Annotated in this window: 9 protein-coding genes; all 9 read left to right on the top strand. The window is 68.9% G+C overall.

Annotated features, from left to right (window positions below; translation table 11 throughout):
• Nucleotides 1-1,809, top strand: a complete 1,809-nt coding sequence (locus ACIG5A_RS31710; RefSeq protein ID WP_397246788.1) for a hypothetical protein — start codon at nt 1-3, stop codon at nt 1,807-1,809.
• Nucleotides 1,806-4,847, top strand: coding sequence for a PrgI family mobile element protein (locus ACIG5A_RS31705; protein ID WP_397246786.1), 3,042 nt, complete (start codon nt 1,806-1,808; stop codon nt 4,845-4,847). Before ACIG5A_RS31710 ends, ACIG5A_RS31705 begins: the two co-directional genes overlap by 4 nt.
• Nucleotides 4,848-5,151: 304 nt before the next feature.
• A complete protein-coding gene (locus ACIG5A_RS31700; RefSeq protein ID WP_397246784.1) occupies nt 5,152-7,674 on the top strand; it encodes a type IV secretory system conjugative DNA transfer family protein in 2,523 nt (840 codons plus the stop codon).
• Between the two features lie 68 nt (nt 7,675-7,742).
• Nucleotides 7,743-8,738 (top strand): replication-relaxation family protein, encoded by a 996-nt coding sequence (locus ACIG5A_RS31695; protein WP_397246782.1) that lies wholly within the window; start codon nt 7,743-7,745, stop codon nt 8,736-8,738.
• On the top strand, nt 8,732-9,733 hold the full coding sequence (locus ACIG5A_RS31690; RefSeq protein WP_397246780.1) for an NlpC/P60 family protein: 1,002 nt from the start codon (nt 8,732-8,734) through the stop codon (nt 9,731-9,733). The genes ACIG5A_RS31695 and ACIG5A_RS31690 overlap by 7 nt, the downstream gene beginning before the upstream one ends.
• A gap of 44 nt (nt 9,734-9,777) precedes the next feature.
• Nucleotides 9,778-10,011 (top strand): hypothetical protein, encoded by a 234-nt coding sequence (locus ACIG5A_RS31685; RefSeq protein ID WP_397246778.1) that lies wholly within the window; start codon nt 9,778-9,780, stop codon nt 10,009-10,011.
• 98 nt (nt 10,012-10,109) lie between these two features.
• Nucleotides 10,110-10,559: a hypothetical protein gene (locus ACIG5A_RS31680; RefSeq protein ID WP_397246776.1), complete on the top strand. Its 450-nt coding sequence runs from the start codon at nt 10,110-10,112 to the stop codon at nt 10,557-10,559.
• A gap of 343 nt (nt 10,560-10,902) precedes the next feature.
• Nucleotides 10,903-11,706 carry a hypothetical protein gene (locus ACIG5A_RS31675; RefSeq protein ID WP_397246774.1) on the top strand — a complete coding sequence of 268 codons (804 nt, stop codon included), beginning with the start codon at nt 10,903-10,905 and terminating at the stop codon, nt 11,704-11,706.
• Nucleotides 11,707-11,892: 186 nt separating this feature from the next.
• Entirely contained in the window at nt 11,893-13,320 is a 1,428-nt protein-coding gene (locus ACIG5A_RS31670) for a cutinase family protein (protein ID WP_397246772.1), read from the top strand.
• Nucleotides 13,321-13,383: the final 63 nt, after the last annotated feature.

Here is a 13,383-nt window from a genome sequence, read left to right as displayed (position 1 = left end):
ATGATCACCCCACATCACGCCAGGACCGCACCACCGTCGATACGGCGCGCACTGATCCTCGTGCTCGCCCTGGTGGCGATCCTTGTGTGCGGCACAGCAATCGGTACCGCCGAACCACCCCCGCTCCCGGCCGCGCCGACACAGCCCGTGCCGACCCCACCCACAGCCCCACCCCCACCCACGACCGCGACCCCACCCACGACCAAGGGGGTGCCTGCGCCGACTGGGCCACAGCAACGCCCCGCCGGGCCGGGCGAGTCCGGTGAAGGGGGCGCCGCCACCAACGAGGCCGACTGTGGAGTCACCAACATTGCCTCGTGTGTCGCGGGCGCGATCGACGGGTTCTTCAGCCGCCTGGTCGCCTCCGGCCTCAACACGATCGTGGCCTGGGTGTCCGAGCACATGCTGACCACACCCGAACCCAGCACCTTTCCGCGCATCGGACAGCTGTGGGACTCATCGTGGCGGCTCGTGCTCTCGATGTATGGGCTCGTGGTGATCGCGGCCGGCGTTCTGCTCATGCTGAATGAGACCCTGCAAACCCGCTGGGGATGGCGAGAGCTGCTGCCTCGGCTGGTCGTCGGATTCATCGCGGGCGCGATGAGCATGGCCGTCGCCACCCAGGCGATCCGCTTCGCCAACGGCTTGGCGGTAGCAGTGGCCGGAGACGGTATCGAACCCGACTCCGCCGCAGCGGCTTTCAGGTCGATGAACTCAGTCGCCAACGGGCAGGCCACCGGCTTGTTCGCCACCATCCTGCTCTTGGTGTTCCTCGTGGTGATGACGATCCTGCTCATCACTTGGATCATTCGCCTGGTCATCACCGTGGTGCTCATCGTCTCGGCCCCGCTGGCGATGATGTGCTACGCCCTGCCGGGCCTCGACGAGATCGCCCGCTGGTGGTGGCGCGCGTTCGGGGCATGTCTGGCCGTCCAGGTCGTGCAGTCGATGGTGCTCATCGTCGGGCTGCGCGTGTTCCTGTCCCCCGACGGCTGGTGGGCGCTCGGACCCACCAAGGACGGCATGGTCAACATCATCGTCGCCGACGCGATGGGGTTGCTGCTGATAAAGGTCCCGTTCTGGCTACTGTCGGCACTCAAAATCGGCAACAGGCGCGGACTGGCGTCCTCGATCGTGCGCGGCTTCGTGATGTACAAGACGTTCGGGCTGCTCAAATCCGCGGACAAAGCGGCGTTCTCCCGCTCTGGCGCCGGCAAGAAGCCTCCGGCCACCAGCACGGGCGATCCCGACCCGTATGCGAAGGTACGCGCCACCCGCGACGGACAGTTGATCCTGCCGCTGTCCGGTCTGCGCCGCGTCCCACGCCAGCCCGCCCCGGCAACACGGATCTCCCACGCCACGTCGATCCCGGTCGCTTCGCCCCAGGGCGAGCAGTTGATGTTGCCGTTGCCGCAATTCCACGGCGTCGACCTCGGGCCGAAACCTCACCTGCGCCGCGACGGCCAATACCAGCTCCCGATCCCCATCGAGCGCGTCGCCAAACCCGCTGCACCGCCACCGGTTCCGACCCCCAAACCGCTGCCCGCAACCAGCAGGCCGCGTCCCAAGCAGCTGGCCTTCGACTTCACACCCGCGACCGAGCCGGACCCGTACGCCGGGCTGCGCCCGACCCGCAGCGGCCAATACCCCCTGCCGATAGAGCTCCGCCGCACTCCGGCACCGCCTCGCGCCAGCACCCCACCGCCACCCGCGCCTCGTCGCTCATCCGGGCGGCAACTGCATCTGCCGCTTCCTGATCTGCCCGTTCGCCGCCGCACCCGCCGTACCCCAGGAAAGGGATCGCTATGACTATCACCGCCCGCATTCCCGCCGATGTCGATCGCCGCGACAAACTCGTCGGTCCCTTCACCTCCCGCCAGCTCGCCATCGTCGCTACCACTGCCCTGAGCATGTACCTGGCCTGGATGCTGACCCGGGAGGTGGTGCCACCGCCGGTGTTCGTCGCCTGCGCGGTCCCGCTCGGTGCGCTGCTCACCGGTCTGATACTCACGACCCGCGACGGCGTGTCCGGCGACCAGCTGCTTGTCGCCGCGGTCAGCCACCACCTGCGCCCGCACCGCCTCGTCGCTGCCCCCGATGGGTTGAGCGCGGCGCCACGCTGGCTGACCGCCCACGCCAGCCGGAAGCCGAAATCAGCTGCCCAGCAGCCGATCACGAACGCCACCGCGCACCTGCCGCAAAAGGTGGGCGGGTCCGGCGAGGTCGGGATCATCGACCTCGGTCCAGACGGTCTGGCTGCGGTCGCGCTCGCGGGCACCGTGAACCTCACCTTGCGCACCCCAGCCGAGCAGGCCGCACTCGTCACACAGCTCGGCGGCTGGCTCCACACGCTGCGCCAGCCGGTACAGATCCTCATCCGCTCCAGCCGCCTCGACCTGACAGGCCGCATCGCCGCGCTGTGCACCGCCGCGCAGGACATGTCACCGGAGCTGGCCGAGGCCGCCCGCGATCACGCCGCGTTCCTGACCGGCCTGGCCACCAACGACAACCTGCTCCACCGGCAGGTGTTGCTCGTCTGGCGCGAACCCCTCCACGGAGCCCGCGCCGCCGCACCAGGACTGAACGGCCCGTCCGCGCGCACGCTGGCCGCCTCGCTGCTACCGAGTCGCCGTCGCGCCGCCCGTGACGTCTCGGCCGCAGCCCGTCGTGCCGCCGAGACGCGGCTGCTGCGGCGACTGTCCGAGGCCACCGACATGCTGGGCCCCCTCGGTGTCACCGTCACCGCACTCGATGACGCCCAGACCACCGCGATCCTGGCCTCGGCCACCAACCCCGCCAGCCTCGTCCCGTACAGCGCCGACATCGCCGCCGCCGACGCTGTGATCACCACCGCCAACGCGGCCACCGACGACGCATCCGATACCGCCCTCGACCTCGGCCCCGACGACGGTGGCGCTGAGGCGACTCACCGTCGCGAACGCCGGAAAGCGGTGCGCCGCCTCGGGACACGCTCGGTGTTCGCGCCGCAGTCGCTGACCGTCGGCCCCCGCGCACTGGAAGTCGGCTCGGACTGGGTGTCGACCCTCGCGGTCACCGGCTACCCCCGCGAGGTCACCGGCGGCTGGCTCGCCCCGCTGCTCGCCCACCCCGGCCGCATCGATCTGGCTTTGCACATCGATCCGGTCGATCCGGTAACCGCCGCCAACCGGCTGCGCCGCCAGCAGGCCCGCCTGGAGTCCTCGCGCGGGCACAGCGCCGCCTACGGCCTGCTGCCTGATCCGCAGCTCGATGTCGCAGCCGAAGACGCCGCTGATCTGTCGGCGCGCGTGGCCCGCGGCGAGGGCCGACTATTCCGAGTCGGGCTCTACCTGAGCGTGCACGCTGGCTCGGAAACCGAACTGGCCGAAGAAGTCTCGGCGGTGCGGGCCCTGGCCGCGAGCCTGCTAATCGACACCTGCCACCTCACCTACCGCGCGGTTGCGGCCTGGACAGCCACCCTGCCGCTGGGGCTGGACCCGGTGAAGGTGGGCCGCACTTTCGACACCGACGCCCTCAGCGCATCATTTCCCTTCACCAGCCCACAATTGCCGGTCACCGATCCGGTGTCGGCGCATCGGCCCGAGGGTGTGCTGTATGGCCGCGACGCGGCCAGTGGGCTCGTGTTCTGGGATCGGTTCGGCGAGAACATCCACAACCACAACATGGTGGTGCTCGGCCGAAGCGGCTCGGGCAAGAGCTATCTGGTCAAGTCCGAGGTGCTGCGCTCGCTGATGCGGGGCATCGAGACGATCGTCATCGACGCGGAGGCCGAGTACCGGCCCCTGGCCGAGGCCGTGGGCGGCACCTATCTGCAGCTCGGCGCACCGGGCGTGCGGCTCAACCCATTCGACTTGGAACTCCACACCCGCCCCGACGGCCGCCGCAGCGCCCCTTCCGATGCCTTGACACGACGGAAGCTGTTCCTGCACACCATGATCAGGATCTTGCTCGATGAGCAAACCCCGGCGCAGCGCGCTGTGCTCGATACCGCACTGACCGCGACCTATGCCGCCGCCGGGATCACCGAAGACCCGGCCACCTGGACCCGTCCGGCTCCGACGCTGGGCATGTTGGCCGAGCAACTGCGCGCCAGCGGTAGCAGTGTCGGCGTCGAGCTGGCCGAAGCACTGGCACCGTTCGTGAACGGCGGCGCGTTCGCGGGGCTCCTCGACGGTAAGACGACCACCAGGCCCGAGGGCGCGTTCGTGGTTTTCTCCCTGCGGGAATTGCCCGACGAACTGAAGACACTCGGCACGCTGCTTGCGCTGGATGTGACGTGGCGGCGGGTGTCCAACCCGGCAATCCGCCAGCCCCGGCTCGTGGTCGTGGACGAGGCGTGGTGGATGCTGCGCCAGGAAGCGGGCGGGGAGTTCCTGTTCCGGGCCGCCAAAGGTTTCCGCAAGCACTGGGCCGGACTTACCGTGGCCACCCAGGACTGCGCGGACGTGCTGTCCACCGAGCTGGGCAAGGCGATCGTCGCCAACGCCGCCACCCAGGTGCTCCTGCGGCAGGCGCCCCAGGCGATCGATGAGGTCGCTGCCGCGTTCGGACTCTCCGATGGCGAGCGGGGATTCCTGCTCGCTGCCGATCGCGGACAGGGTCTGCTCGCGGTCGGCACCGACCGCACCGTGTTCGCTTCTGTGGCTTCCGATTTCGAAAACGCGCTGATCACGACTTCCCCGCAGTTCGCCACCCTCGGCAAAGACACCGAGGTCGGCGTCGACCTGCCCGGCGAGGACGTCTGCGACCTTCCCGTCGACCTGTCCCCTGCCACCGACCGCACAGCCTCGTCCACCGGCGACGATGACGGGGACGAGGTCTTCCTCGATCTGTCCGAGGCCGCGTGATGACCCCGGCCCGCGGTGAGCACCACCGCCAACCCTCGCCCGGATACCTCGGGGCCTGCCGGGACTGCGGTAAAGCCGCCTTCGCCACACGCAGGACCGCACGGCAATACGCACGCCGCCGCTACCCCGGCGAAGGACTGCACGCCTACCCCTGCCCGCGTCGCAGCGGGGCCTGGCACGTCGGACACCTCGCACCCGAGATCGTCTCCGGCGCAGTCAGTTCGGAGCTGTTCTATGGCCCCGGCGGCATCGGCGCACACCGCCACCGCTGCGGCACTCGCCTCGACCCGAAAGGCCCGCCGCGATGACTGTCCCCGCTCCCCCGCCGACATCGAGCTGGATCGGACAAGTACTGCTGACCCCGAACCAGATCCTCGACCGGCTGACCGCGCGCTTGACTGCGGTCAGCGCCAGCACCGCGACCGCCCTCGCGGCGATGGCCGCCGCAGCGGTGCTCGCCGCGGTGACCGTGCGCTACCTGCGGCGGGTGCGGCTCGCCAGTGGGGCCCGCGAGGTCACCATCTTGTGCCCACCGACGCTGGAAGCGCATGCGGCACAAGCTTTGTGGTCACATCTGGTCGGGCTGCTGCGCCCGGCGTGGAAGCGTCTGCTGTTCGGGCAGCCGCACATAGCCTTCGAGTACCGCGTCGCCGGGCACGGAGGCGTCACACTCGCCATCTGGACCCCGGCGTCGATTCCGCCCGGGTTGGTAGAGCGCGCGGTGGCCTCGGCATGGCCGGGCGCGCGCACCCAGACCGTGGAGCAAGCCGCTGCGCCGCTGGCCGTACCGGAGCCGGACTCGCAGCGGGTACTCGCGGCCGGGCGGTTGCGGCTGGGACGCCCGGAGAGTTTCCCGATCCGCACCGACTATGACAGCACCGATATCGCCCGCGACTTGCTCACTGCCGCAGCCGATCTCGGTACGGGGGAATGCGTGTGCGTGCAAATCCTGGCACGTCCGGTCACCGGCCGCCGCGTCCGGCGCATGCACTCCGGGCACCCCGGCGGGCTCACCGCCGGATTGGCGGGAGCAGTGGCGAGTGTGGTCCGCGAGCTGCTCGACCTGATCACCCCTGGCTCTTCGACACGAGCACCGCGGGTCCACACGATGCCGGTGGATCGGTTCACCCGCGTGGAAGACACCGTCCAGACGCGGGCGGCGGTCACCAAAGCGCGTGGCGGGCACTGGGAAACCGTCATCCGCTACGCCGCTGCCGTCGACGTGCCCGGTGTCTGCGATCGTGCCCGGCGAGGTGAGGCGCGTGCGATCGCGCGTGGCCGCGCACATGCCGCCGCGGCGGTCTTCGCCTCGTGCACGGACCTCAACTTCTACCGACGCCGCCGCCAATGGCGCAAAGCCTGGGCGCTGCAGCGACGTTGGCTCGGGCACGGGGATCTGCTGTCGGTGCCCGAGATCGCGGGCATCGCGCATCTCCCGGGCGAAGCGTCGGTGCCCGGTCTGGCTCGCGCGGGTGCACGCGCGCTGCCTCCGGCCGCGACCATCTCGTTGGGCGGCCCGCATTCCAAGCCGCTCGGGATTGCCGACTCCGGCAGCGGACGCCCCGTCGCGCTCACCGTTGCCGATGCTCGCCACCACACCCACGTGCTCGGCGCAACTGGTGTCGGCAAGTCCACGCTGCTGGCACAGTGGATCCTCGCCGACGCCGACGCCGGGCGCGGAGTGGTCGTCATCGACCCCAAAGGCGACCTGGTTACCGACGTCCTCGCGCGTCTGCCCCGCCGCCTGGCCGACAAGGTTGTCATCTTCGATGCCGACTCCACGTTGCGGCCTCCGTGCGTGAACCCGCTGGACACCAGCACCGAGGGCCTGGACCTGGCGGTCGACAACTTGGCCACGATATTCTCCCGCGTCTACGCACGCTGGTGGGGGCCCAGAACCGATGACATCCTGCGTGTCAGCCTGCGCACCTTGTGCGCGCGGCCCGGTATCCACACCCTGGTCGACCTGGCGGGCCTGCTCGGTGGCGGAGCCAATCTGGAACGCATCACCCGAGAAGTCAACGACCCCCTGCTGCGCGACTTCTGGAATTCCTGGAGCGAACAATCCGAAGCCACCCGCACCCAAGCCGTCGGGCCGCTGCTCAACAAGCTGCGCGCGTTCCTGCTGCGGCCTTTCGTGCGCGCGGCGATCGCGGCCGGCGAGTCCACCGTCGACCTCGCTGACGTCCTCAACAACGGTGGAATCTGCCTGGCACGGCTGCCGAAAGGCCAACTCGGGGAAGACACCGCTCGATTGATGGGGTCGTTGCTGGTGGCCCGCACCTGGCAGGCTGCGACCACCCGCTCGCGCCTGCCCGCGGCCGACCGGCCCGACGCCAGCCTCGTCCTCGACGAAGCCCAGAACTTCTTGAACCTGAGCACCCCGGTGGAGGACATGCTCGCCGAGGCCCGCGGCCTGCGCCTGTCGCTGGTACTAGCGCACCAGAACCTCGGGCAGCTCTCACGCGAACTGCGTGAAGGCATCTCCGCCAACGCCCGCAACAAGGTCGTCTTCGCCGCATCGCCCGAAGACGCCCGCGAGCTCGCGCGCCACACCAGCCCGCTGCTCACCGAGCACGACCTCACCCATCTCGACGTCTATCACGCCGCCGCCCGTCTGCTCGTCGGCGGACAGCAGGCACCGCCGTTCACCCTCTGCACCCGCCCGCTGCCCGACCCGATCCCCGGCCGCGCCGCCGCGATCCGTGAAGCGGTCCGCGCCCGCACCACACCCACAGAACCCGCACCTGCCCCTGAACCCCCGAAGTCGATCGACCTCACAAAGGGCGCCGAACCCACAGCGGGCGTGGACCCGCGCCTGTCCTGACCTGCCTGCAGCTGCCGGGACGTGCAGCGCAGCAACCCCATTCACCCCGCGAGCGAAACGAGTCGACCATGATCAACCGCCCGACCCGTCAACGCGAACTACGCGCCCCAGGGCGTGGGAAGTCCCTGGGGCGCGCCCACGCACGGCTGGCGTTGTGCCTGACCGAGCGTGACCGTTGGATTCTGCGGATGTGCCATGAGCACCGGGTGCTCACCACACCTCAGCTCACCGCACTGACCTTCGGCAGTCCCAGCCGCGCTCGCCGCCGCCTCGCTGCGCTGTACGACTACGGCGTGCTGGAGCGCTTCCGGCCGCTATGCGCAATCGGCACCGCCCCCACCCACTGGGTCCTGGCCCAGGCCGGAGCCGCCGTGCTGGCCGCTCAGGCCGGAATCGAGCTGCGCGAGTTGGGTTTCCGGCCTGATCGCGCCCTTGCCGTCGCGCACAGCCTGCACCTGGCCCACACGGTCGGCCTCAACGACTGGTTCACCACCTTGGCCACCACCGCCCCTGCGAGCGCCAACGCCGCGCTGCTGGCCTGGTGGTCTGAGAACCGCTGCCGCGCCCTCTGGGGCGATCTCGTTATCCCCGACGGGTACGGCCGCTACACCCATGCCGGGTCGACGCTGGATTTCTTCCTCGAGTTCGATCTCGCCACCATGGCGTTGCCGACTGTGGCGGGCAAACTGCACGGCTATGCCGAACTCGCCCGGACCAGCGGCATCGTCACCCCGGTACTTGTGTGGTTACCCGTCGGTTCCCGCGAAGCCGCCGCACGAAAAGCCTTGCACGACACCTGGATCAGGCTTGGTGACCCCGAGGCGGTGCCCGTCGCTACCGCAGCCGCCGACCTGCTTTCGACTCATCCTGCCGCCAGCCCTGCTGCGCCGGTCTGGCTGGGCTTGGACTCCGCGGACGGCAGTCGCGTCGCGCTGCACACGCTGGCAGCCCAGTGGCCGCGCGTGACCCCCGCGCCCGCGAGCGTGCCCGTTGCGCCGCACAGCCGCTACACGGTGCTGACGCCACCGCCGCCGTGCCCGCCGCCCGGAGCAGGTGAGTGGTGATAGGCAAGGCCCTCGCCGCGGGCGGTGTGAGCATGGGATTCTGTGCGCTGGTCATCGCGTCGGTCGTTACCACCGTCGTCGTCTTCGACCAGCCGCAGCCCCTCTCGCCCGCGCCAGGAGCTGGTGCGGCGCCGAGTCCTGAAGCGGTCTCCGACATTCCTGAGTCCATGCTGGCGCTATACCAGAAAGCTGCACCGGCATGCCCCGGTCTGGACTGGTCGGTGCTCGCGGGCATTGGCAAGATCGAGACCGACCACGGCCGCTCCCCCCTGCCCGGTGTCAACGCTGGAGAGAACTTCGCCGGAGCCAGCGGTCCGATGCAGTTCCTCGCACCCACCTTCGACGACGTCGTCACCCGACACCAGCTACCGCCAGGCGGGGCCACCCCGCCCTCGCGCTACAACCCCTCCGATGCGGTCCACGCCGCCGCCTACTACCTGTGCGACGCAGGTGCCCCCGCCGACATGTATTCGGCGATCTGGGCCTACAACCACGCCGACTGGTACGTGCGCGACGTGCTCAACCAAGCAGCCCGTTACCGCAGCCAAACCACTTCCGGTACAGGCGATTGCGGCTCCGTGTACAGCAACGACCGCGCCTCGGTGGTGCTCGCTTTCGCATGCGCGCAGCTCGGGCAACCCTATGTGTGGGGCGGCAACGGCCCCGAGGTCTCCGGTGGCTGGGACTGCTCGGGTCTGACCAAAGCCGCCTATGCCGCCGCCGGAGTCGGCCTGCCCCGCACCGCCGCCGATCAGTACCACGCCGGTCCGCCTATAGCCGAAAGTGACTTGCGTCCAGGCGATCTCGTCTTCTACGGCACGAGCGCCAACATCCACCACGTCGGGCTGTACCTGGGCAACGGAAAGATCGTCAACGCCCCAACCTTTCACGTCCCTGTGCGGGTCCAGGATCTGCATTACGAGGGCGACGACTACTTCGGCGCGACCAGGCCCTTGTCCGCGGCGAGTTCCACCAACGCCAATTCCGAGCAGTAACACCACATTTCCGAACAACTCCCACACACGAAAGGATTGGACCGATGGCCAGAAAGAACCCGCAAACGGTACGGGCACTCACCGACTGCAGCTACCTGCCGCCAGGCGCCCAAGTCCCGGAACCCCGCATCGACGAGGTCGACATCCCTATCGCCAGCGCCGACACCTGCATGCACGAGGACACGGTGTGCCCCGATTGCGCATGGCAATGGCAGGTCGATCACCTGTTCTGCGAACGCTTTCCCTGGCAACACCACCCCCGCCCGCACGACGGATAACCCCGAGCGGCACCACCGACCGACGCACGGCACCGGCAAGCCCACTCTGACCACCTTTCACACTGTCTTGACATAGCCACCGCAACGAGCGTTCATCGGTGCCGCACGCACAATTCACCGCCGCGCGCCCTTATGGCACGGGCTCGAGAATGGACGGAGACACACCCATGCGTACGTTTCTCACCGCGCGATTGGACGAGTCCTACACGCATTTCGTCACCGGAGAACGTGTCACCCGAGAACGTCGTACCACCTTCGAGGTGAAACAACCCGAGAATTGCGATCACGACAACAGCCACATCTGCGCCGAGTGCGCGCCATCATGGCAGCATGACTACGAATTCGGCGAGCCTTTCCCGTTCGAGCGAGTCCAGCGCGTCTCGGTCGCCGATCTCCTCACTGCAGGGAAGCTCACCCCTGGGGCGCGATTGGAGATGAAGGACACCGACATTATCGCAGTGATCACCGATACCGGCGGCATCATGCTTCCCGACCTGCGAGTCTTCGACAACCCCTCCGCAGCCGCCCACGCGGTCCTCGAAAGCTGAGGTATCCGAATGCACTGCCGTGCAGCCGGATTCACCCGGCTGCGCGCCAGCCCCAACCACTGTTTGCAATGCCCTGCGCACTAATTCGGCATCCCGCAGCGTTTCGACCCCACGGGAACCGAAATCGGTTTACCGCAGCCGAATTCCCAGCCTATTTGCACGTCGTCGGCCTGATATCCGGCTTGTTCGGCGAACCCGCTTGACATCGACGCCGGTACGGAGCGTCCATGTAGTTGGAACCCCGCACATTTCCGGTTGGCGCAACCGGCGGGTGACCGTCCCGGCCGGGACATGACACACCTATCAATCCGCTTTCTTCACCAATTCCCGAAAGGGGACTGTCATGTCCACCACCACGTCCACCGACGCCCGCACCACCCACGAGAACACCCTGTGGCAAGCGTTGACCGACCATCCCGCCTCCACCACCAACCAGCTGGCCACCATCGCCTCGGTGCCGAAATCGACCGCCCGCAAGATCCTGACGGGCTGGCTCGCCGACGATCTCGTCACCCGTGTCGCCGACGACGACAACCGCACCGGCTTCCGCTGGCGCATCGCCGACACTACCGAAACCACCTCCCCCGCACCGGAACCCGACCCGCAGGCCAGCTCGGTTGAACCGGTGGCCTCCGCCCTGGCGGAGGCCACCGTAGTGACCGACACCCCCACCTCTACCGACCAGGCCGAGACCGAGACCGCGAACGAGCCCAACACCGAGCCTGACAACGAGCCCGAGCCTGAGCCTAACAACGAGCCCGACGCACAACCGCCCGCCCACACCACCGGTGACGGGCACACGACACCGGATGGGGACGACACCGCCACGGCGACGCAGCCCGCTGACGCCGTGCCAGTCGCGGGCGTGTGCCCGACGTGCGGCCAACCGCCCAGGCCCCAGCCCCGGGGCCTGCAACCGGGCGCGTTGCGTGGGCAGGTGGAGGACTTCCTGCGCGAGCATCCCGGCGAGGAGTTCACCCCCGGCAAGATCGCGAAAGAGTTGGGCGGCAAGTCCTCCGGCGCGGTCTACAACGCCTGCTTCGCACTGGTCGGCAGGTATGTCGCCGAACACACCTGCGAACGTCCGAACAAGTTCAAGCTCCACCCCTCCCAGGAAGAGCAGCAAGCCGGGCAAGAAGCCCAATAGCGCTCCTCACCCCTGCGGCCGGTACGCCCCACGCGCGTACCGGCCGCATTGTCTCGTGCGGCCGATAACCAGTCGTACTGGCGGCAGGGGAGGACTCTTTTCGGTCACGGGTGGGGCAAAAACACGGTGACGGCTGCCAGTCCCCGGGTGTACGCACCACCACGCCCGTGCACCGGAGGACAGCTCATGAACCCCAGCCGCTCCCACCGTCCCGCCACCGGGTCACCACACCCCGTCCCCGTTCCTGCCCGCCTGGCCACCGCCATCGCCGCCACAGCGATCGTTGCCGCCGCCACCACGGCCGCCACCGTAGTCGGCACCGCCACCGCCACCGCCGCCCCGGGCTGCGCACCGGTCACGGCGGTGCTGGTGCCTGGCACCGGCGAAACCAGCACCGCCGCCGATCCCGCCCAGCCGGTCGGGCTGCTGGCCACCCTCGGCAATGATCTCGGTACCCGCCATGGCGGCGGCATCGACGTCCGCTATCTGCCCTATCCTGCCGCCGCAGCGCCCTACGCCAGCTCGAAACACGCAGGCGTACAAGCACTGTCGGAACTGCTGGGCGAATTGTGCTCCCAGACACAGGTTGTGCTCGTCGGGTACTCCCAAGGCGCCGATGTCGCAGGCGATGTCGCCGCCGCGGTGGGCACCGGCTCTGGTTCGATCGCGGCCTCGCGGGTGGCGGCGGTCGCGTTGCTCGCCGACCCCCGCCGCGACGCGTCCACCCCGCAACTGGGCACCAACACCAGCGGACAGGGCGTGTCCGGTCCGCGCTCGAACGGTTTCGGCGCACTGACTGATCGAGTGCGCACCGTGTGCGCTTCCGGGGACCTGTATTGCGCGACCTCGCAGGAATCCTCGCCAGCTTGGACCGCCCTCGGCCGCGCTTTCACCGGGGAAGGTTCTGGCACCTCGGCCACAGGGAGCACCAGCTCATCGTCCGGTGGCCAGATCGATGCCGCCAGCGTCGCCAAGCAGGTCGTGCTTGTCGCCGGTGGCCTGGCGTCCTTCGCCTCGGGCGTCCCGACCCTGCTCAACGACCTCGCCGCCTTGCCCGGCGCTGTCCTCGCCGGCAATATCCCCGAGGCACATCGGCTCTCCGGTGCGATCAACATCTCCTTCAACCCGCTCGTGCAACTCGCCGACAAAGCCGATCTCGCACTGGTCGCTCGGGCCCTGGAGTTGGCCGCGCCGATGGACACCTCCGGCACCACCGCCATCGCGGCACAGGTCGTCAGCATCCTCGCACGCACCGATATTCGGCGAGTCGCCACCGGAATCGGTGCCGCCCAGGAGATCGCCTGGCGCGCCATCGAGAAGTTCGCCGCCGGTGACATCCTCGGCGCGGGCATCGAACTCGTCGGGCTGGTACCCGTCGCCGCTGACCTCGCCGCCACCGCCGCTGCCGCACTCACCGGGACCAGCAGCTCGGGCTCGTCACCGGCTTCGTCGCTGACCAGCAACCCCGGCACCAGCACCATGCTGTCGGATCTGGCCCGCCAGGGTAGCGACGCCGCACGGTTCTACACCTCCGGTGTCCATCAGACCGGCTACGCGGCCTACCTGCCCGGCGTGGCCGACTGGATCACCACCCTGATCCAGCACACCCGCTAACCGCCCACCCGAGCGCGTCTGGCTCCGATCGAGGCGGCAGACGCGATCGGTGGAATTGATCGC

Source organism: Nocardia sp. NPDC052566, assembly GCF_044547285.1.
Taxonomy (GTDB): domain Bacteria; phylum Actinomycetota; class Actinomycetes; order Mycobacteriales; family Mycobacteriaceae; genus Nocardia.
Note: the sequence above shows the minus strand (reverse complement) of the source record. Positions and strands in the feature narration are given on the sequence as shown.